Origin of the sequence: Flaviaestuariibacter amylovorans, from assembly GCF_039541815.1 — a bacterium.
GTDB classification, from domain to species: Bacteria; Bacteroidota; Bacteroidia; order Chitinophagales; family Chitinophagaceae; genus Flavisolibacter; species Flavisolibacter amylovorans.
The window spans coordinates 330,372-350,051 of the sequence record NZ_BAABGY010000002.1; the positions used below are offsets into that span (position 1 = coordinate 330,372).

At 62.3% G+C, this 19,680-nt stretch carries 15 protein-coding genes; 12 read left to right on the forward strand and 3 right to left on the reverse strand.

Going from position 1 to position 19,680, the window contains the following annotated elements:
• Positions 1 to 104: 104 nt before the first annotated feature.
• Together ABD937_RS03815 and ABD937_RS03820 are read left to right on the forward strand one after the other, a co-directional pair.
• The gene (locus ABD937_RS03815; RefSeq protein ID WP_345253542.1) at positions 105 to 3,305 is read left to right on the forward strand and encodes an efflux RND transporter permease subunit; all 3,201 of its coding nucleotides are present in this window, start codon (positions 105 to 107) and stop codon (positions 3,303 to 3,305) included.
• 924 nt (positions 3,306 to 4,229) lie between these two features.
• Positions 4,230 to 4,859 (forward strand): response regulator, encoded by a 630-nt coding sequence (locus ABD937_RS03820; RefSeq protein ID WP_345253543.1) that lies wholly within the window; start codon positions 4,230 to 4,232, stop codon positions 4,857 to 4,859.
• Between the two features lie 103 nt (positions 4,860 to 4,962).
• On the opposite strand, the gene ABD937_RS03825 is transcribed toward ABD937_RS03820, so the two are convergent.
• Positions 4,963 to 6,810 (reverse strand): endo-1,4-beta-xylanase, encoded by a 1,848-nt coding sequence (locus ABD937_RS03825; protein ID WP_345253544.1) that lies wholly within the window; start codon positions 6,808 to 6,810, stop codon positions 4,963 to 4,965.
• 507 nt (positions 6,811 to 7,317) lie between these two features.
• Here ABD937_RS03825 and ABD937_RS03830 point away from each other — a divergent pair.
• From ABD937_RS03830 to ABD937_RS03840, 3 genes are read left to right on the forward strand one after another with little or no spacing between them, the layout of a single operon-like run.
• Positions 7,318 to 8,841, forward strand: coding sequence for a xylulokinase (locus ABD937_RS03830; protein WP_345253546.1), 1,524 nt, complete (start codon positions 7,318 to 7,320; stop codon positions 8,839 to 8,841).
• Between the two features lie 2 nt (positions 8,842 to 8,843).
• Complete coding sequence (gene xylA, locus ABD937_RS03835; RefSeq protein WP_345253547.1) at positions 8,844 to 10,172, forward strand: xylose isomerase; 1,329 nt, start codon at positions 8,844 to 8,846, stop codon at positions 10,170 to 10,172.
• Between the two features lie 57 nt (positions 10,173 to 10,229).
• Entirely contained in the window at positions 10,230 to 11,903 is a 1,674-nt protein-coding gene (locus tag ABD937_RS03840) for a sodium/sugar symporter (protein ID WP_345253548.1), read from the forward strand.
• 320 nt (positions 11,904 to 12,223) lie between these two features.
• On the opposite strand, the gene ABD937_RS03845 is transcribed toward ABD937_RS03840, so the two are convergent.
• Positions 12,224 to 12,469 carry a hypothetical protein gene (locus tag ABD937_RS03845; protein ID WP_345253550.1) on the reverse strand — a complete coding sequence of 82 codons (246 nt, stop codon included), beginning with the start codon at positions 12,467 to 12,469 and terminating at the stop codon, positions 12,224 to 12,226.
• A 238-nt stretch (positions 12,470 to 12,707) separates the two neighbouring features.
• Between ABD937_RS03845 and ABD937_RS03850 the strand changes: the two genes are divergently transcribed.
• From ABD937_RS03850 to ABD937_RS03880, 7 genes are all read left to right on the forward strand, one after another.
• Positions 12,708 to 13,115, forward strand: a complete 408-nt coding sequence (locus ABD937_RS03850) for a response regulator (protein ID WP_345253551.1) — start codon at positions 12,708 to 12,710, stop codon at positions 13,113 to 13,115.
• A gap of 75 nt (positions 13,116 to 13,190) precedes the next feature.
• Entirely contained in the window at positions 13,191 to 13,790 is a 600-nt protein-coding gene (locus tag ABD937_RS03855; RefSeq protein WP_345253553.1) for a TetR family transcriptional regulator C-terminal domain-containing protein, read from the forward strand.
• Positions 13,791 to 13,908: 118 nt separating this feature from the next.
• Positions 13,909 to 15,147 carry a beta-ketoacyl-ACP synthase II gene (gene fabF, locus ABD937_RS03860; RefSeq protein ID WP_345253554.1) on the forward strand — a complete coding sequence of 413 codons (1,239 nt, stop codon included), beginning with the start codon at positions 13,909 to 13,911 and terminating at the stop codon, positions 15,145 to 15,147.
• A gap of 546 nt (positions 15,148 to 15,693) precedes the next feature.
• Positions 15,694 to 16,053 (forward strand): SnoaL-like domain-containing protein, encoded by a 360-nt coding sequence (locus ABD937_RS03865; RefSeq protein ID WP_345253556.1) that lies wholly within the window; start codon positions 15,694 to 15,696, stop codon positions 16,051 to 16,053.
• A 244-nt stretch (positions 16,054 to 16,297) separates the two neighbouring features.
• Entirely contained in the window at positions 16,298 to 16,807 is a 510-nt protein-coding gene (locus tag ABD937_RS03870) for a DoxX family protein (RefSeq protein ID WP_345253558.1), read from the forward strand.
• A 116-nt stretch (positions 16,808 to 16,923) separates the two neighbouring features.
• On the forward strand, positions 16,924 to 17,511 hold the full coding sequence (locus ABD937_RS03875) for a Crp/Fnr family transcriptional regulator (RefSeq protein ID WP_345253560.1): 588 nt from the start codon (positions 16,924 to 16,926) through the stop codon (positions 17,509 to 17,511).
• 292 nt (positions 17,512 to 17,803) lie between these two features.
• Positions 17,804 to 18,667, forward strand: coding sequence for a PhzF family phenazine biosynthesis protein (locus ABD937_RS03880; protein ID WP_345253562.1), 864 nt, complete (start codon positions 17,804 to 17,806; stop codon positions 18,665 to 18,667).
• On the opposite strand, the gene ygiD is transcribed toward ABD937_RS03880, so the two are convergent.
• Positions 18,664 to 19,545 (reverse strand): 4,5-DOPA-extradiol-dioxygenase, encoded by an 882-nt coding sequence (gene ygiD, locus ABD937_RS03885; protein ID WP_345253564.1) that lies wholly within the window; start codon positions 19,543 to 19,545, stop codon positions 18,664 to 18,666. The genes ABD937_RS03880 and ygiD overlap by 4 nt on opposite strands.
• Between the last annotated feature and the right edge of the window lie 135 nt (positions 19,546 to 19,680).

A 19,680-nucleotide genomic window follows, 5' to 3' on the forward strand; every position in this document is an offset into this window, starting at 1 on the left:
CGGATGAGACCGATGTTACGGAATGATACTGATCGCATCATCCGTCCCGCTCCGCCCGATCCGTTCTGTCTGTGTTCCTTTTCTCTTTCTTAACCCACCGAACCATGCTCAACAGGCTCATCCAATTCTCGCTGCGCAACCGGCTCTTCGTGGTCGCTTTGAGTGCGCTGGTGCTCGTTTACGGGTTCATCACGCTCGTGAACCTGCCCGTAGATGTACTGCCCAACCTCAACCGCCCGCGGGTGACCATCTTCCTGGAGGCCGGAGGCATGGCGCCCGAGGAGGTGGAGGCGCAGGCGAACCTTCCCGTGGAAACGGCCCTCAACGGCGCACCCGGTGTGGAGGTGGTGCGCTCCGTAGCGTCGCCGGGCCTGGGCATGGTGTTCGTGGAGTTCGACTGGGACACCGATATCTACCGCGCGCGGCAGCTGGTGGCCGAGAAGCTGCAGACCGTAGAAATGCCGGAAGGCATCACGCCGCAGCTCGGGCCCATCTCCTCGATCATGGGCCAGATCATGCTGCTGGCCATCACCTCCGATACTACATCGCCCATGGACCTGCGCACCATCGCCGACTTTACCGTGCGCCGGCGCCTCATGAGCGTCCGGGGTGTTTCGCAGGTGGTGCCCATCGGCGGCGAGCGCATGCAATACCAGGTGCTGGTATCGCCGGCCCGCATGCAACAGTTCGGGGTCACGATCGAGGAAGTGGACGCTGCGCTGCAGCTCAGTAACCGCAACAGCACCGGCGGCTTCATCAACCGCGCCGGAACCGAGGTGCTGATCCGCAACATCGCCCGCACCACCGATATCCGCGAGCTTGCCAGAACCGTGGTCAAGAGCAGCAACGGCGCCGTGGTGACCCTTGCGCAGGTGGCCGACGTACGGCTCGGGGGCGCCATCAAGCGGGGCGACGGGTCGTTCAACGGCCGGCCGGCGGTGGTGCTCAGCGTCGAGAAGCAGCCCACGGCCAGTACCGTCACCCTCACCGACGATGTGCTGGCAGCCGTGGCCGATATCCAGGCCACGCTGCCCAGGGATGTGACGATCCACACCGACGTGTTCCAGCAAAAGAGCTTTATCGTCAACTCCATCACCAACGTGGAGCACGCGCTGCGCGACGGATTCATCCTCGTCATCATCATCCTGTTTCTTTTCCTGCTCAACTTCCGCACTACGGTCATCACGCTCACCGCGATCCCGCTCTCGCTCATCATCACGGCCATCGTGTTCAAGGCCTTCGGGATCTCCATCAACACGCTGACGCTGGGCGGCCTTGCCATCGCCATCGGCGAGCTCGTCGACGATGCCATCGTGGATGTGGAGAACGTGTACCGGCGCCTGCGCGAGAACTGGGCCCTGCCCGCGGCGCAACAGCGCCCGCTACTGCGCGTCATCTACGACGCGAGCAGCGAGGTACGCAACTCCATCGTGTACGCCACCATCATCGTAGTGCTGGTGTTCCTGCCGCTCTTTTACCTGCAGGGCATCGAGGGCCGCATCTTCGCGCCGCTGGGCATCGCCTACATCACCTCCATCGTGGCCTCGCTCTTCGTATCGCTCACCGTGACGCCGGCCCTCTGCAGCTACCTGCTGCACAGCCCGCGCAGCCTGCGCCACGTGCGCCTGGACTTCTGGAAGCGGAAGCGCGCTACGGCTCCGGAGGGCAGTGTGGATCGTAGTTCTACGGCGGGCGATGCAGCCGATAGTCCGCTCGTACGGTGGCTGAAGCGAAAGGACCTGCGCCTCCTGCACTGGAGCCTCGCCCGTCCGCGCCTCGTGATCGGCGGCTCTATCTTCCTCATCCTGCTCTCGTTTGCGCTGGTGCCTTTCTTCGGTACCGAGTTCCTGCCTGCGTTCAACGAAGGCTCCTTTACCGTTACCCTGACGGCGCCTGCGGGCACCTCGCTGGAGGAGTCGAACAAGATCGGCAGCCTCGCCGAAAAGCAGATCCTCAAGGTGGAAGGGGTGGCGCTCACCTCGCGGCGTACCGGCCGCGCCGAGCTCGACGAGCACGCCGAGCCTCCGAGCTTCTCGGAGATCGACGTAGCCCTCACGGGTGGAGAGGGAGGCCGGCCGCGCGACGCCATTCTCGAGGATATCCGGCACAACCTGGAGGCGCTGCAGGGCGTGAACGTCAACATCGGGCAACCGATCTCGCACCGCCTCGACCACCTCCTCTCGGGGGTGCGTGCCCAGGTGGCTATCAAGGTCTTCGGCAACGACCTGACGCAGCTGCGGGGCACCGCCGGCGAGGTGCAGGCCGCCATCGGCAACGTGGACGGCGTCGTGGATGCGCAGGTAGAGAACCAGGTGATGACCCCGCAGCTCATGATCCGTATCGACCGCAGCCGGGTGGAGCAATACGGCCTGCAGGCAGGGGCGGTGGCCAGCGCGCTCGAAACGTTCTACAATGGCCGTACGGTGGGCCAGGTGCTCCAGGGCCAGCAAAGCTTCGACCTCGTGCTGCGCCTCAGCGATTCGCTGCGCGCCGACCCGGAAGCCGTGCGGACCCTCCCGATCGCGACGGCCGGCGGCGCCCAGGTGCCGCTCGGGCAGATCGCATCGGTGAGCCTCGAGAACAGTATCAATGCAGTAAACCATGAAAACACGCAGCGCCGCATCGTAGTGTCGGCCAACGTGCAGGGCCGCGACCTGGGCAGCACCGTGCGCGACATGCAGGCGGCCGTAAAGGCGCAGGTGACCATGCCTACCGGCTACTATGCCGAATGGGGCGGCCAGTTCGAAAGCCAGCAGTCGGCGTCCCGCCTCATCCTGCTCCTGAGCCTGTTTTCGTTCGCAGGTATCTTCCTCGTGCTGTACGCGCACTTCAGGTCGGTGGCGATCGCCGCGCAGATCATGCTCAACATACCGCTGGCGCTCATCGGCTCGGTGGTGGCCGTGCTGCTCACCGGGGGCGTGTTCTCCATCGCCACGCTCGTGGGCTTCATCACGCTCACCGGCATCGCCTCGCGCAACGGCATCATGATGATCTCCCACTACATCCACCTCGTGGAGCATGAGGGCGAGCCCTTCGGCGACGCCATGATCATCCGGGGCTCGCAGGAGCGCCTCGTGCCGGTGCTGATGACGGCCCTCGTGGCGGCCCTTGCCCTCATTCCCCTCACGCTCGACCCGACCGCTCCCGGCAAGGAGATCCTCTACCCCGTGGCCACCGTGATCCTGGGCGGGCTCATCTCCTCCACGCTGCTCGACATCGTGGTGACGCCCGTCGTCTTTCAACGCTTCGGGCGGCGCTCGCTGGAAAAATACCTGGCCGCGCGGCGCAACGAGAGCGGTATTTAGTGTCTCGTTAGGGGTACGATGCGGGTGTGCCTGCCAAAACGAAGAGCTCACCGTTGTATCCACGGCGCTCGCATCAGATGCCTCGCCGCCCGCGCATCCGGGCGTCTGCACCGAAGGCTCGCTGCCGCTGGAGCATCCCGTAGGGATACGCGCTCGGTCGCAAAGCGGATGAACTATGGATCCCGGCACCCCGTAGGGGTGCTGATTCTGTTCTGGGTGGGGTCTGCCCAACGCGCATCCCTACAGAATGCTGTCGGGTTCCCTGATGCACCAGTGCCTGTTGTGCTACCGAACCCCCATCACTGGCGCCGGAAGCAAATCCTTTGGCGCAAACGCCTGGGAGGCTGTCGCTTTTCCTGGTGTATGGCTACCTGCCTGCCTGCCCAACGCGCCTCTCTTTCGCCAGCTCCGAAGCCTTGTACGCAGAGGGCGGGAGGCTATCGCTCTGGTCGGGGACTTCTTGCTTCCAGGCGATGCAGCGGACAAGGGCACCGTGCTACAAAAAGGGCCGAACCGGTACAATACCCCAACCGGGTTATTTTTCGGGCACCGCGCGGGTGGGCGCAGAAATACCGACGCATCCCTTCGTTTTATCCCACGGGCTTCTGTAGATTTATCCTTCCTGCCCTTTGAGCACAGCGGGTTCCTGTTCCGACAAGGAGCTTGCCGGCGCCTTCCCATCCTCCGCACTATGCGATTGGAATGCCGATGGCCCGGTTCCCGATTCCGATTCCTGTTGCGAGAAGCCACGCCCTGCGCCAACGACCACTTACTGCTTATGATCCCGACTGAACCGACGGGGCTGTTGCCGTGCAGCCTTCCCCGTCACCGCCACTGCTTCCGTGCACTCTTGCGCCGCGTCACGCGCTGCCGCCGCGCGTCCTTGTGTTCCCTCCAATCGTTCACCGAACTAAATGCACCCCTATGCTTCGCATCCTGATCGCAGATGAGCAGCCGGTTGTACGGCGCGGAATCCGCGACATCCTGAAAGAGGAGTATCCGTCTTCCGAGATCGTAGAAATAGAGGACCTCGACACGCTGCTCCAACGGGCGTTGCGGGAAACGTGGGACCTGGCGATCTCCGATATCAGCATACACGGGTGCACCGGCTTCGACGCCCTTGACCGGATTCACGTCGCGGCGCCGTCGCTGCCCGTACTCATCGTCAGCGGATTGCCCGAGGAGCAATTTGCCGTGCGCGTGCTGCGGGCGGGCGCTGCCGGCTACCTGAGCAAAGACCTCGCTCCCGAGGAGTTGATCCGTGCCGTGCGTACCGTGCTGGGTGGTCGTAAATACATCACCGCGCGTGCGGCGGAGACCCTCCTCACCACGGTGCAGCACGGCAGCGGGCGCCCTCCCCACGAGTTGCTTTCCGACCGCGAGTTCGAAGTGTTCCGGCTGCTTGCGGCAGGCGCTGCCATTACCGATATCGCCGCGCAGCTCGCCCTCAGCGCCACCACCGTCAGCACCTACCGCGCGCGCCTGCTGACCAAGATGAAGTGCAGCAGCAACGCCGACCTCGTACGCTATGCCCTCCAGAATGGCATTAAATGAGCAACGGCGGAAAACGGGCTGCTTGCTTCGCTGTTGCTTTCGATCCATCTCTTCCAAAGACAAGGTCCGGCACTGCCGGACCTTGTCTTTGGATCGGGTTGGGTCATAATGCTTTCTTCCCGGATGTGGCCTGCGCGAAGCGGATCACGTCGGAGAACGCCTTCTTGGGCTGTAACTGCGCGTCGAAGAGGAGGGGGTAGTCCTTGCGTCCCTGCACCGGGAAGTCGTCGAGCCAGCTGTGGCGATCGGAGATGTTCCAGAACGTGACGCCGGTGATCACGTGGCGGTATTTCCGGAACAGCTCGAAGGTCATCCCGTACACCTCCCGCTGCTGCTGCTCGCGCGCTGCGCTGAATGCGGTGTTGCTGTCTTCGGCAGGGCGGGCGCGCGCATCGTGCTCCTTCGGGTACACGGATATGTCGAGCTCAGTGATCTGCAGGTTCACGCCCAGCTGCGCGAAGCGCTGCAGGGTGCTGTCGAGCTGCCCGCGGCCCGGCTCGTTTACCGCCCAGTGCGCCTGCAAGCCGAGGCCATGGATCGGAATGCCGCGGTCTTTGAGCCCTTTCACCAGCCGGAAGATCTTCTCGCGCTTCACGGGGCTGATCTCGTTGTAGTCGTTGTAGAACAGCTGCGCCGCGGGGTCGGCCTGGTGGGCCCAGGTAAAGGCGGAGTCGATGAAGTCGGGGCCGATGATGCGGAGCCAGGGCGAGCGGCGCAGGTACTCGTCGCGCCGGTCGGAGATCACCTCGTTGGCCACGTCCCAGGCATAGACCTTCCCCTTGTAGCGGCCGGCCACGGCAAAGATGTGTTCCTTCAGGCGTTGTAGTAATACGGTGCGGCCTACGGTGTCGCCCTTGCTGTCGGTGAACATCCAGTCTGGGGTCTGGTGATGCCACACGAGCGTGTGCCCGCGCAGCTTCATGCCGGTACGCGCCGCGAAGGCTGCAATGCTGTCGGCGTCTTTCCAGAAGTATTCGTGCTCCTTCGGGTGGATGGGGCCCATCTTCATCGCGTTCTCCGGGGTCATCGAGCTGAAGTGCTTCGTGATGAGTGCGGCCTCGTCGGTCTTGAGGGCCCGGGGCGATACGGCGACGCCCATCGGGAAGTATTCCGCATAGACCTTCTTCAGTGCCGGTACGTTGCCTCCGGGTGTGTGGGCCGTTGCGGGCGATTGCTTCGCGCGGATGAATTTGGCCACGTCCACCATTGGTGCAACCCAGATGTCCTTCTGTCCCTTCAGGTAGCGCACGAGGCTGCGGTGGGCTTCCGTTGATACGTCGATGCTGTGCTCCCCGCCTACACCGTGAAACAGGAACACGAGGAGCTTGCGTTGCGCCTGCGCTTCCTTCACGAGGCTGATCAGCTTTTCGCCGCTTTCGCCGTTGACCATGTAGGCCGCGATGTTCCAGGGATCGACGGCGCCGGGGTCCTGCAACTCGTGGCGCACATGACGCGCGGCAACGAGCTCGTTTTTCACCGCATCGATGTAGGGCGTGTCGTGGATACGTGTGTCGGCGCAGGGGTAGGCAAAGGTGCGCTCCTTCTTTCCGTCGAGGGTCTCGAGCAGGAGGTTGGTGCTGCGGATCTCGTCGGCCATGCGGCGCAGCGTGTAGCGGTCCAGGTCATAGTCGGGGGGCACCCAGCTACGTCCCGGCAGCGAGCCCGAGCAGGGGTGGTAGATGCTGTGGTTGCCCAGCTCGTGCCCGTTGGCGGCGGCCTTCTTCCAGCGCGGGAACTGCGCCCGCAGGCGGCCGCCGTTGTCGGTGAGGTAGAAGGTGGCTTTCAGGTTGAGGGAGTCGAGCAGGGGCAGCACGGTGGTCTGGTGCACGTTCAATGCGTCGTCGTACGTCAACACCACGGCGGCCGACCTGCCGTTCCAGGGGCCTTGTGCGGCCGCGGGCAGCGCCATCACGGACAGGAGCAGTACAAATACGGATAAGGTCTTCGGCATGGTCGTGCTGTTATCGGTTTGAAACGGTAAGGCGGGCGGGTCTTCGCGGGTATAAAGATTGGCTTTTCCGGGAATATCGGCCGTGAATGATTGAGCCGGTAGCCTCGCCGGCCATGCATCTCCGGAATGCGGGGCTTCCGCCCGCCGCGCCCCGGATCCATGTTGCGCATGCTACACAGGGCATTGCTTCCGCGCTGCTCCTTCCTGTTCCGCAATCGTTTCCGCAAATAAATGCGGAGCGTGAACGTACCGGCCGGTTACCTTTTCCCTAGCTTTAGAGGCTGTGTGAGTTACCGTGCTTTCGGGTAACGCCTGAATGATCGGCCGCAAGCGGCCGCTGCGCGCGAAGGCGCGACGGCACAACGAAGAAATGCACGATGTTTTTTCTTCACCGTTCTCGCCGCGACTCTCCCGAAGCTTCGGTGCGCCGCGCCGCCGCGTAGAAAAGGCCGCTTGCGGCCGTGCCGGCCGGTCGGTAAAGTTAAAAGCCTCTAAGAAGATTTGGATATGCTGTTACTCGGAATCGACCTCGGAACCTCGGCTGTCAAGGTCTCGGTGCTGGACGCTGAAAGTCGCCGCTGCGTGGCTTCGGCGCACTACCCCGAAACGGAGGTGGAGCTGATCGCCCCGCGCCCCGGGTGGGCCGAGCAAAGCCCCGAGGGCTGGTGGGAGCACGTGCAGCAGGCCGTGCTGAAATGCCACGCCACCGGGAGCTACCACCCGGAGGATATCGGCGCCATCGGCATTTCCTACCAGATGCATGGGCTTGTGCTCGTAGACAAGGATCAGAACGTGCTGCGCAACGCCATAATCTGGTGCGACGGACGTGCCGTGGCCATCGGCGAGCGGGCCTTTGCCGGGCTCGGCGAGCACTTCTGCCTCAGCCACCTGCTGAACTCGCCCGGTAATTTTACGGCTACGAAGCTTGCCTGGGTGCGGGAGCACGAGCCGGAACGCTACGACCGTATCGATAAGCTCCTGCTGCCTGGCGACTTCATCGCCATGAAGCTCACCGGCGTCGTCGGCACCACCGTGTCGGCCCTTTCCGAGGGCATCTTCTGGGATTTCAGGGAGCACAGTCTCTCCCACGACGTAATGCAGTACCTCGGCCTCGACGACCGCTTTATTCCAACCCTGCAGCCGCTCTTCTCCGAGCATGGCCGGGTGTCGGAGCCGGTGGCGGCGCGGCTTGGCCTGAAAGCGGGCATCCCTGTGGCCTACAAAGCCGGCGACCAGCTCAACAACGCCTTTTCGCTCAACGTGCTCGAGCCCGGTGAAGTGGCGGCCACCGCCGGCACCTCCGGGGTCATCTACGGGGTGAGCGATGCCCTCCAGTACGACCCGGGGTCGCGCATCAATTCCTTTGCCCACGTAAACCACACGCAGGAGTCGCCGCGTATCGGGGTGCTGCTGTGCATCAACGGTGCGGGCATCTTCAACCGCTGGGTGCGCAACCTGGCGGGCGCGCAGCATAGCTATGAAAGCCTCAACCAGGCGGCCGCCGCAGTGGCGCCCGGTGCCGACGGACTGCGGATGCTGCCCTTTGGCAACGGCGCCGAGCGGATGCTGGGCAACCGTATCGTAGGCGCTCATTGCCACCGCCTCGACTTCAACATGCATGGCACCGGGCACCTCGTACGCGCGGCACAGGAAGGCATCGCCTTTGCGTTCCGCTACGGACTCGACATTATGCGGGCGGGTGGCATGCGCCCCTCGGTGATCCGGGCAGGCCGTGCCAATCTGTTCCGGAGCCCTGTGTTCGCACAGGCCTTCGTAGACGCCACCGGCGTGCCCGTAGAACTACATGACACCGACGGTGCGGCTGGCGCCGCCCTCGGCGCAGGCGTAGGCTGTGGTCTCTATGCCGGACCTGCAGCGGCATTCAGCGGTCGCGCGCCGCTGGCGCTTATCGAGCCGAAGGCCGGCGCGATTTACGAAGCCCTGTACCAGGAATGGAAGACCTTGTTAGCCCTTCAATTACAAAATATCCATATGGCCGGCGCCTCCGGCCCGGACACCCTAAACACATGATCATGACAACAGTCCAAAGCACGAAGCCGTATTTTAAGCAGATTGCGCCCATCAAGTACGAGGGACCCGAATCCGACAACCCGCTGGCCTTCCGCTGGTACGACGAGCACCGTGTGGTGGCGGGTAAGACCCTGAAGGAGCACCTGCGCTTCGCCTGCGCCTACTGGCACTCCTTCAACGGCAACGGCTCGGACCCCTTCGGCGGGCCCACGCACATCTTCCCGTGGAACGCGGCCCCGGACCCCATCGGGCGTGCTTACGCGAAGATGGACGCCGCCTTCGAGTTCATCACGAAGCTGAGCATCCCCTACTACTGCTTTCACGACGTGGACGTGGTGGACTATACCGACGACCTCGCCGATAACGAGCGCCGCCTGCAGACGATGGTAGCCTACGCGAAAGAGAAGCAGGCCGAGACAGGCGTGAAGCTGCTCTGGGGTACTGCCAACCTCTTCTCGCACCAGCGCTACATGAACGGCGCCGCCACCAACCCCGACTTCCACGTGCTCGCGCATGCCGGCGCTCAGGTAAAGGCTGCCCTCGACGCCACCATCGAGCTCGGTGGCGAGAACTACGTGTTCTGGGGCGGCCGCGAAGGGTATATGACCCTGCTCAATACCAACATGAAGCGCGAAAAGGAACACCTCGCCCGCTTCCTCCACACCGCAAAGGACTATGCCCGCCGCAACGGCTTCACCGGCGCCTTCTTCATCGAGCCCAAGCCGGCCGAGCCCTCCAAGCACCAGTATGACTTTGATTGTGAGACGGTGATCGGCTTCCTGCGCCAGTACGACCTGCTGGGTGATTTCAAGATCAATATCGAGGTGAACCATGCCACGCTTGCCGGCCATACCTTCTCCCACGAGCTGCAGGTGGCTGCCGACGCCGGCGTGCTGGGCTCCATGGACGCCAACCGCGGCGACTACCAGAACGGGTGGGACACCGACCAGTTCCCCAACAACGGCAACGAGCTCACGGAAGCGATGCTCGTGATCCTCGAGGCCGGCGGCTTCCAGGGGGGCGGCATCAACTTCGACTCCAAGGTGCGCCGCAACTCCACCGACCCGGAGGACCTGTTCTATGCCCACATCGGCGGTATGGACAGCTTCGCCCGCGCGCTCATCGTGGCCGATAACATTCTGGAGAAGTCGGAGTACCGGAAGTTCCGCCGGGAGCGCTATGCGAGCTTCGACAGCGGCGCCGGCGCCGACTTTGAAGCAGGGAAGTTGTCGCTGGAGGATTTGCGCCGGTATGCCCTTGAAAATGGCGAGCCTGAAACCCGCAGCGGAAGGCAGGAGTGGCTGGAGAACATCATAAACCGCTATATTTAAGCCTCCGATCGCGCAAACGATTGCGCAATTGCTTCCGCCACCACCAAATCTATATGAATGAAAGGCTTACAGAACAGCGATTACCTGGTTTTCATCCTTTACTTTCTCATCGTTTCCATCTACGGGTACAGCATCTACCGCAAGAAGAAAAAGGCAACCGCCTCGGCATCGCACGACTACTTCCTCGCTGAAGGATCGCTTACCTGGTGGGCTATCGGCGCCTCGCTCATCGCCTCCAATATCTCCGCGGAGCAGTTCATCGGCATGAGCGGATCGGGATTCAAGATGGGCCTGGCCATTTCCACCTACGAGTGGATGGCCGCCGCCACCCTCATGATCGTGGCCATCTTCTTCATCCCGGTGTACCTCAAGAACAAGATCTACACGATGCCGCAGTTCCTCCACCAGCGCTACAACGGCACGGTGGCGATGATCATGGCGGTGTTCTGGCTGCTGCTGTACGTGGTGGTGAACCTTACCTCCATTCTCTATCTCGGCGCACTGGCCATCAACTCGATATCGGGGATCAATACCACGCTGTGCATGTACCTGCTGGCCATCTTCGCCATCTTCATCACACTGGGCGGTATGAAGGTGATCGGGTATACCGACGTGATCCAGGTATTCTTCCTGATCCTCGGCGGCCTCGTCACCACCTACCTCGCGCTCAACCTCGTGTCGGAGAAGTTCGGCACCACCGGCGTCGTCAACGGCTTCCGCATCATGACCGAGCAGGCCAACGACCACTTCCACATGATCTTCAAGCAAGACAACAAGAACTATATGGACCTGCCGGGCCTCACGGTGCTCATCGGCGGCATGTGGATCGTGAACCTCAACTACTGGGGCTGCAACCAGTACATCACGCAGCGCGCGCTCGGCGCGGATCTCAAGACGGCCCGCAACGGCATCCTCTTCGCCGCCTTCCTGAAGCTGCTGATGCCGGTGATCGTGGTGCTCCCGGGCATCGCGGCCTACGTGCTGCACCAGCAGGGATCGTTCCAGGCCGAGATGGTACAGGCCGGCGAGATCAACCCCGACCGCGCCTACCCGGTGCTGCTCAACCTCCTGCCGGGCGGCCTCAAGGGGCTCGCCTTCGCAGCCCTCACGGCGGCCATCGTGGCCTCGCTCGCCGGCAAGGCCAACTCCATCTCCACCATCTTCACACTCGACATCTATAAGAAGAAGATCAATGTGGACGCATCTGAAGACAAGATGGTGCGCATCGGCAAGATCACGGTGGTTGTGGCTATGATCCTGGCGGTGATGATCGCGCCGCTGCTCGGCATCGACAAGAAGGGTGGCTTCCAGTACATCCAGGAATACACCGGCTTCGTGAGCCCCGGCATCTTCGCCATGTTCATCCTGGGCTTCTTCTGGAAGAAGACGACGTCGAATGCGGCGCTCTTCGCCACCATCGGCGGCTTTGCCTTCTCACTGTTCTTCAAGTTCCTCCCCAATATCATGGACCTTTCGTTCCTCGCGCCCTGGGGCTTCGCCAACCCCAACGCCGACGGCGTGTACGAGATCCCCTTCCTCGACCGCATGGGCTTCGTGTTCGGCATCGCCGTGATCGGCATGGTGCTGATCAGCCTCTGGGACAACCGCCGCGGCATCCGCCCGAAGGGCCTCGAGATCGATCGCAGCATGTTCCGCATGGCACCCGCCTTTGCCGTGGGCGCCCTGCTTGTGTGCGGCATCCTGGCCGCCCTTTATTCGATCTACTGGTAAGCCGGTCGGTGAGCACACGGCAGGCACCGGACGAGTTTCCCGCTGAGGTCTTGCGAGGGCTCCGGGCGCAGCGGCGGGGCCGGCAGCCGGCGAGGCGCACGCACCGGGCGGACACCTGGTTCAAGAAGTGCCGCTCTGCAATAGCGTTTGTTTCATGACGCTACAGAAGGTCGATGAGCATTGATTTTCCGTGTCTTTCGATTTGTGGCACGGTATTGCATTATTGGTGTTATCGACCTTATTGATTGTCCTACTCTGGACTTGCTAACCTCTGAAACAACACCCTTATTCGAAACGGCCGGCGCCCTGCGCCGGCCGTTTCATGTGCTTCCGGCCGTATCGGGCCGGCTCGGGGCACGGTGCTCCCTTCCGGGCTCAGGCGGGGTCTTTTCGGGCTGCGGCTTTGTGCGGTGCATGGCGGCTTCGATATCGATCAGGTGGTGCCGGTGCTCCTGTACTTCTTCCCAGCTCCGGCCCTCGAGGAGCGCATTCCGGAGCAGGCGGGATTCTTCGTGATACAGTTCCTGCAACTGCTGCAGGCTGAGGGTAGACAGGTTCTTTTCCAAGGCGAGGCAGTAATTGAACGCGTGCAAAGATAAAACGGGCAGGCAAACAAGGCAAGGGCCGGAACCCGGAAACAGGGCCTTGGCGCGCGTGAACCGGCAGCGCGGCCGTTGAAAAAAATCACTTTGCGAAGATGTTCATATTCAGTAGCTTACGCTGGACTTTTCCCAAAGGGCAGTGCTGTAAAAAAGCTTGGGCCTGCTTTTTGGCTTATGTAAGAAAACAAAGCACGGCAGTACTATGAGCACGCGGCAGTTGATACTTTGGGTGGATGATGACCTGGACGATCTGGAGATCTTTACCCAGGCCGCAGCGGAGGTTTGCCCGGAAGCGGAGGTGCACTACGCGCACAACGGCCTCGAAGCGCTCACTTATCTCGAGCGGGCAAAGTCTGCCAAGGCGTTCCCTGATCTCGTGATCCTGGATATGAATATGCCGAAGCTCGGCGGCCGCGAAACGCTCGCCTCCATCAAGAGCAACCCCGATTTCCAGCAGCTCAACGTGATCGTGTTCACCACTTCGAGCAGCCCGCTCGATGCGCTCTTCTGCGAGAAGTACGGCGCCGAGATCTTCATCAAGCCCCAATCCTACGAGCACCTGAAGGAATTCGCCCGCCGGTTCTTCCTCATCAGCAGCGGCAGAGCCTAGTAAGCTCCCGCGCGCGTCCGCCCGTTCTAAGAAAAAATGGATCTGGAATATACCGGGTGGTATATTTGTGGCAGGATGACCTTATCAAAAGCAGAACGCACCCGGCAACTGATCATCGAGAAAGCGGCACCGCTCTTCAACAGGAAGGGTTATGCCGATACATCGCTGCAGGACGTGGTGGCGGCCACCGGCCTCACCAAGGGCGCCATCTACGGCAACTTTGCCAATAAGGACGAGCTCGCGCTTTCGGTGTTCGATTACAACCTGTCGGCCCTCAAGGCGGGCATGGCGGCTGCGCTCGCCTCCGAAGTGGACGCTGCCGCAAAGCTCATTGCCTTTGCAGGATATTACCGCTCCGCATTCAAGGGGCTGGCTGCCAGGGGCGGTTGCCCGGTCCTCAATGCTGCCACCGAGGCCGATGATAACTACCCGCTGCTGCGCCCGCGCGTGCGGGCCGCCATCAGGAGCTGGGAGAAGGCCGTGACGCAGGTGATCGTGCAGGGGCAGGAGCAGGGCCGCATCCGCAAGGGCATCGACGCGGGGCGCTATGCCACCCTGTTCATCGCGCTGATCGAGGGCGGCATCATGCTTTCCAAGATCATGGACGACCCGGCGCGGCTCGAAACGGCGCTCGCGCAGGTGGAGCACCTGGTGCGGCACGAGCTGGCCACCTGATTTTTTTTGATTAAAAATATACCGAACGGTATAATATAGGATCAGTATCATCAAAGCGGCCCGAAGCGCCAGGCATCCTGGTTCTGCTGTGCCGCCAAACCGTATAAAGACCGCCATTATGAAACGAGTAGTCATCACCGGCATGGGCGCCGTTACGCCCCTGGGCAATTCTGTACCCGCTTATTGGGACCGACTTCTTGCCGGCCGTTCGGGCGCCGGGCCCATCACCCGCTTTGATGCGTCCCGGTTCAAGACCCGCTTCGCCGCCGAAGTGAAGGACTTTGACCCGGCGCCGCTTTTTGAGAAGGGGGAGCTGCGCAAATACGATCGCTTTACCCAGTTCGCCGTGGCGGCTGCCGACGAGGCGCTGCGCCAGTCGGGCCTCGACGCCGGCAGCATCGACCGCACCCGCGCAGGCGTTATTCTCGGCGCGGGCGACGGCGGGCTCGCCACCTTCGAGGAGCAGTTTGCCGCCTACGTCACGGGCGACGGCACGCCGCGCTTCAACCCGTTCTTTATCCCGAAGCGGATCGTCAACATTGCCTCCGGCGTGCTCTCCATCCGCTACGGGTTCCAGGGGCCTTCCTTCACCACGGCCTCTGCCTGCGCTGCCGGCAACACGGCCATCATCGAGGCCTTCAACCAGGTGCGCTGGGGTAAGGCCGATGTGATGCTGGCCGGCGGCGCCGAGGCTTCGGTTACGCCCTCGTCGATCGGAGGGTTCAATGCCTCGAAAGCACTCTCCACGGCCAACGAGGATCCGGCAGCTGCCTCCCGGCCCTTCGACCGCCAGCGCGACGGCTTCGTGTTGGGAGAAGGGGCAGGCATCCTCGTGTTGGAAAGCCTGGAGCATGCCACCGCGCGGGGCGCACGGATCCTTGGTGAAGTGGTGGGTGGCGGACTTGCCTCCGATGCCTATCACCTTACCGGTACGCACCCTGAGGGCGCCGGCGCTGCGCTGGGTATGCGGCTTGCGCTTGAAGAAGGCGGGATCGCGCCGGGGGAGGTAGACTATATCAACGCGCACGCCACCTCCACGCCGCAGGGCGACCGCTCGGAGCTGAGCGCCATCCTGTCGGTGTTCGGTGCAACGCCCGCCGTGGCCATCAGCGCCACCAAGTCGATGACGGGACACCTGCTGGGCGCGGCCGGCGCCATCGAGGCCATCGCCTGCGTGGAAGCCCTCCGCACCGGGTGGGTGCCGCCGACCATCAATACGAACGAGATCGAGGAAGGCTTCGCTGGTTTGAACATCGTTACCGGCGCTGCCGTGCAAAAGGAAATGCGCTATGCGCTGAGCAACACCTTCGGCTTTGGCGGGCACATTGCCTGCGTGCTGTTCCGGAAGTACGCGTGAGCGCGCAGCTCAGGCGGAGGCGGAGGCGGAGGGGCCGGATCCGGTGTTCTGCCTCCGGTACGCTGGTGAGGAAGCGCTCGTTGAGCGTACGGAAGCGGCGTTCATAGAGCGCCATCTTCGTTTCGTTGTGGTGCCCGTGCGCCACTCATAGCTTGCCCGCATTGCGGGGAATGATCACGCGAAAAGCCTGGTGCGCGGCGAGGTCAGTGGCGGTGAAGCCAGGAATGTCTGCCGGGTGTTTAAGAGTCGCGCTCATCAGGGATGCTGTGGCGTGCTGCCGGCTGGGATGCTTTCCGGTCTTCGATCATCGCGGGGCCGGATGGTCCGTTGAGCCGGGTGATCAGCAGTTGTGGGGCCGGGTGCCATTCGGAGGTGAATACCTTCTTCAGGCAACAGGCTTTCGGCAACGGTCCGGGCGCTGCGGCTCCCTTGGCTTCACCTGTGTTACCGCATTTTATGAACCTGTGTTCATGTTTTTTCTTGCCGCAGGTGATTGGAACCCGCCTTGCGGACAGGCCAACTTCGCATCAACAAAAACAACACAGAATGACACGAACAGAGATCGAGCGCTCGCTCAACCACCTCAACCAGCTTGTGCTCGAAGGCAAGATGATGGACGCCTTCGAACAGTATTACCACAACGACGTGGCCATGCAGGAGAACAACCAGCCGCCTACGTTGGGAAAGGATGCCAACCGGGAGCGCGAGCTCGCCTTCCTTGGCAGCATCACCGAGTTCCGCGGTGCGGCGGTGAAGCAACTCGCTGTCGGCGACGGCGTTTCCTTCGTGACCTGGCAGTACGACTATACCCACAAGGACTGGGGTGTGCGCAACTACACGCAGGTGTCGGTGCAGCAATGGCGGGACGGCCGCATCATCCACGAGCAATTTCTTTACGCTAACTAACTCCTGATCAAGATTAACCCCGGATATCGTGAGGCGCCAGGCGGGAGGAGCTGGTTTCTGAAACGCGGTAACGTACTGCGATGGCGCATAGCATGCACAAAGTCGTTTACAACGGCGATACGTCTATTAAGTCACTAGACACGCAACGCCAGCCATTTCAGTGGATGCATCTGCTATAATCACTTTCCCTCTCACGCCTGACGCCTCACGACCATTTTCGGGATAGTCAATAAAAAAAGCAATCATGAAACAGATCCTCTTCGCAACTACCCGCAGCAGCGCCCCGCTGTTCCTGCGCCTCCTCCTCGGCATCGTGCTCTTTCCGCATGGTGCGCAAAAGCTGCTCGGCTGGTTCGGCGGCTTCGCCTTCGAAGGCTCGATGGGCTACTTCACCGGCACCGTCGGCCTTCCCTGGATCGTAGGCTTCCTCGTGATCCTGGTCGAGTTCTTCGGGCCGCTCTTCCTGATCCTGGGCTTCGCCACCCGCTTCTGGAGCCTGGCCATCTTTTTCGTTATGAGCGGCATTGTCGTCACCTCCATGCACGACTACTTCTTCATGAATTGGTTCGGCAACCAGAAGAGCGAGGGCATGGAGTTCTTCCTGCTCACGATCGGGATGTCGCTCTCGCTCCTGGTGAGCGGGTCGGGCCGCTGGGCGGTTGATCGCCTGCTCCAGCGCCGCGCCGATGCCGCGCGCCTCGGCGGGGCCCGCTTCCCGGTGCCGGAGTTCTCCGCGCAGGAGCTCCGCGCCTGACCGGGCACCCTTCATCCCGGCAATGCAACCGGCAGGCCCTGTACTCCCGGGGGCTTCCCGGTTGCCGCTTCGGCATCTTGCCCGGGTTGTGTACCTTGCAGGACACCGATCCTGCTATGTACGAGCTGCTGTTTCGCCACCTGGACAAGTATGTGACCCTGACGGAAGAAGAGCGGGCACTCTGTGTGCCCTTTTTCGAGCACCGCAAGTTCCGGAAGCGCCAGTTCCTGCTCCAGGAGGGCGAGGTGAGCCGCTACGAGTATTTCATCCTGAAGGGCTGCGCGCGGATCTACGAGGTCGACGAGAATGGGCAGGAGCACATCCTCCAGTTTGGCATCGAGGAATGGTGGGTGGGCGACATGCACAGCTTCTTCACCGGTACGCCGTCGCGGTACAGCATCGACTGCATCGAGGACTGCGATGTGCTCCGCATGACGGCCGAAAACCACGAGCGCCTGTGTGCCGCCGTGCCGAAGCTCGAGCGTCATTTCCGGAAACTCATCCAGTGGGCCTATGTCGCCTCGGTGCAGCGGATCCAGTCTGCAATGAGCAAGTCGGCCGGGGAGCGGTACCTGGAATTTATTACGAAATATCCGCAGATCGAGCAGCGCGTGCCCAATCACTACATCGCCTCTTACCTCGGCATCACGCCGCAAAGCCTGAGCCGCGTGCGGAGCCGGCGTCTCTCGGAAAGTAAAAAATAAAAATCAAAAACGGCAGCCATTGCTGCTGTGCACTTGGCCGTTTGGGAATGAAGGGGGCCTGGATGCGCCAGCCGGTCCGGTCCCCGTGTTTCTACAATTGATACCGATTGGTGACCGGGCTGCACCGGCACGCGGGAGACCGTAGAGACTGTTCGACTTATTCGATCACTGCTCATCGGATCGCGCAAGCGCGGGGAGCGCCGTCGTGCATCGAGGCCGCTTGCGGCCGACCTTTTCACCCTTTCCTGATGATCATTTACCTCAAACAGTCTCCAAGCGAAAAGAATTCTTCATGAACATCGACGTACACATCATCCAGGCGTTCAGCCAGGACGGCAGGGGCGGCAACGGCGCGGGCGTGGTACTCGGCGCCGACGCGCTCAGCGAGGCCCAGATGCAACAGGTAGCCGCACAGGTAGGGTTATCGGAAACGGCTTTTGCCTCGGCTTCGCGCCTCGCCGATATCCGCCTTGATTTCTTCACACCTACCCGCCGCATCGCCCACTGCGGCCACGCCACCATCGGCACCTTCAGCTACCTGCGGCAGCAAGGGCGCTTGCAGGGCGATGTCTCCAGCAAGGAAACCGTCGACGGGTTGCGGGCGATCCGCTTTGCCGGCCACGAGGCCTACATGGAGCAGTCGGCGCCGCGGGTTACCGTGGTAGATCCGCAGACGGCCGCCGCGGTGCGGACCGCGCTGGCGATTCCGCCCGAAGCGGTTGCGGCGGTACCCGAGATCATCAACACAGGCAACGGCTTCCTGCTGGTAGAACTGAGCAAAGCTGCGGAGCTCGCCGCGCTCGTGCCCGACCAGGCGCTCGTACGGCAACTGTCGGAACACTTCGGGCTCGTGGGCTTCTACGTATTTGTACGGGGCGGAGTCGATGGGCTCGATGCCGTGGCCCGCATGTTCGCGCCGGCTTATGGCATTGATGAGGAGGCGGCTACGGGTATGGCGGCAGGTCCGCTCGGCTGCTACCTCTGGGCGCGCGACCCGGAGCGCCGGGCGCACTACCGGATCGGGCAGGGCTATCACCTGAAAGTGCCTTCGCCCTCGCTGCTCCAAGTAACGATCGAGTCGGACGCCTCCGGGATCACGCGGGTGTTCGCCGGCGGCACTGCCTACCGGTTGCGGACGCTTACGGTCGCGATCTAGCCGAATTGCACCGAGGTCATGGTGAGCGAGCCACCAACGGCTTTGTCGTTGAAGAACGAGACGGGATCATGGGCGCCCTGAAGGCCGAGGGTATAAAGCAGTGGCCAGTAGTGCTCGGGTGTGGGGATGGCGAGCTGCGCGGCGCGGCCGAGCTCCTCGTAGCGGATAAGGCGACCGTGCGCGCCGCCGGAAATAAGGTTCTTAAACGTATCGTTGATCTCGTGTGCCCAGTCGTAGCCGAATTCCGGTTCGTTGATGCGATCCCAGGCCACCATCCGCAGGTTGTGCACCATATTGCCGCTGCCCAGGATAAGCACGCCCTTGCGGCGCAGGGCATAGAGCTCCTTCGCCAGGTCGTAGTGGTACTGCGGACCCTTTGTGGCGTCGATGCTGAGCTGCAGCACGGGTATGTCGGCATCGGGGTACATGTGGCGGACGATGGTCCAGGCGCCGTGGTCAAGGCCCCAGTCGTGGTCGAGCTCTGCCTTGGTAGAAGAGAGGAGGGCTGCGGTCTCCGCTGCGAGTGCGGGATCGCCTGGCGCGGGGTATTGCACCGCGAAGAGCTCCTTCGGGAAGCCGCCGAAGTCGTGGATGGTGCGTGGCGCGTTCATGGCCGTGATGCGGGTGCCGCGCGTGAGCCAGTGTGCCGAGATCACCAGCACGGCTTTGGGTTTGGGGATGCTCCGGGCCAGTTGGCTCCACTTCCGGCTGAAGGCCGTGTCTTCGATGCCGTTCATCGGCGAGCCGTGGCCTACAAAAAGCACGGGCATCAGGTGCCCGTCGGCACGAAGCTCGCCCGTAAAGCGGTTGAAAGCGGATAAGGTCGTCATGGCAAGTACTCCGTTGACGGCGGTATGCCCGAAATCGCTCCGGTGCATCGGGGTCGTCGTTTTTAAGCGGGAGCGGCTCCCGCCCTGTAAAGGTAGAACGGCCTGCCCGGCGCCCTCTTGAGGCAGGTTAAGAAAGAACATTGATCCACATCAAGTAGGCGCGGCACTGCAATTGCAGCCATC

Bases quoted from the DNA above. Each gene is read 5' to 3' on its own strand.
- ABD937_RS03815 (WP_345253542.1), top strand. From the start codon at position 105: ATGCTCAACAGGCTCATCCAATTCTCGCTGCGCAACCGGCTCTTCGTG.
- ABD937_RS03820 (WP_345253543.1), top strand. From the start codon at position 4,230: ATGCTTCGCATCCTGATCGCAGATGAGCAGCCGGTTGTACGGCGCGGA.
- ABD937_RS03825 (WP_345253544.1), bottom strand. From the start codon at position 6,810: ATGCCGAAGACCTTATCCGTATTTGTACTGCTCCTGTCCGTGATGGCG.
- ABD937_RS03830 (WP_345253546.1), top strand. From the start codon at position 7,318: ATGCTGTTACTCGGAATCGACCTCGGAACCTCGGCTGTCAAGGTCTCG.
- xylA (WP_345253547.1), top strand. From the start codon at position 8,844: ATGACAACAGTCCAAAGCACGAAGCCGTATTTTAAGCAGATTGCGCCC.
- ABD937_RS03840 (WP_345253548.1), top strand. From the start codon at position 10,230: ATGAAAGGCTTACAGAACAGCGATTACCTGGTTTTCATCCTTTACTTT.
- ABD937_RS03850 (WP_345253551.1), top strand. From the start codon at position 12,708: ATGAGCACGCGGCAGTTGATACTTTGGGTGGATGATGACCTGGACGAT.
- ABD937_RS03855 (WP_345253553.1), top strand. From the start codon at position 13,191: ATGACCTTATCAAAAGCAGAACGCACCCGGCAACTGATCATCGAGAAA.
- fabF (WP_345253554.1), top strand. From the start codon at position 13,909: ATGAAACGAGTAGTCATCACCGGCATGGGCGCCGTTACGCCCCTGGGC.
- ABD937_RS03865 (WP_345253556.1), top strand. From the start codon at position 15,694: ATGACACGAACAGAGATCGAGCGCTCGCTCAACCACCTCAACCAGCTT.
- ABD937_RS03870 (WP_345253558.1), top strand. From the start codon at position 16,298: ATGAAACAGATCCTCTTCGCAACTACCCGCAGCAGCGCCCCGCTGTTC.
- ABD937_RS03875 (WP_345253560.1), top strand. From the start codon at position 16,924: ATGTACGAGCTGCTGTTTCGCCACCTGGACAAGTATGTGACCCTGACG.
- ABD937_RS03880 (WP_345253562.1), top strand. From the start codon at position 17,804: ATGAACATCGACGTACACATCATCCAGGCGTTCAGCCAGGACGGCAGG.
- ygiD (WP_345253564.1), bottom strand. From the start codon at position 19,545: ATGCACCGGAGCGATTTCGGGCATACCGCCGTCAACGGAGTACTTGCC.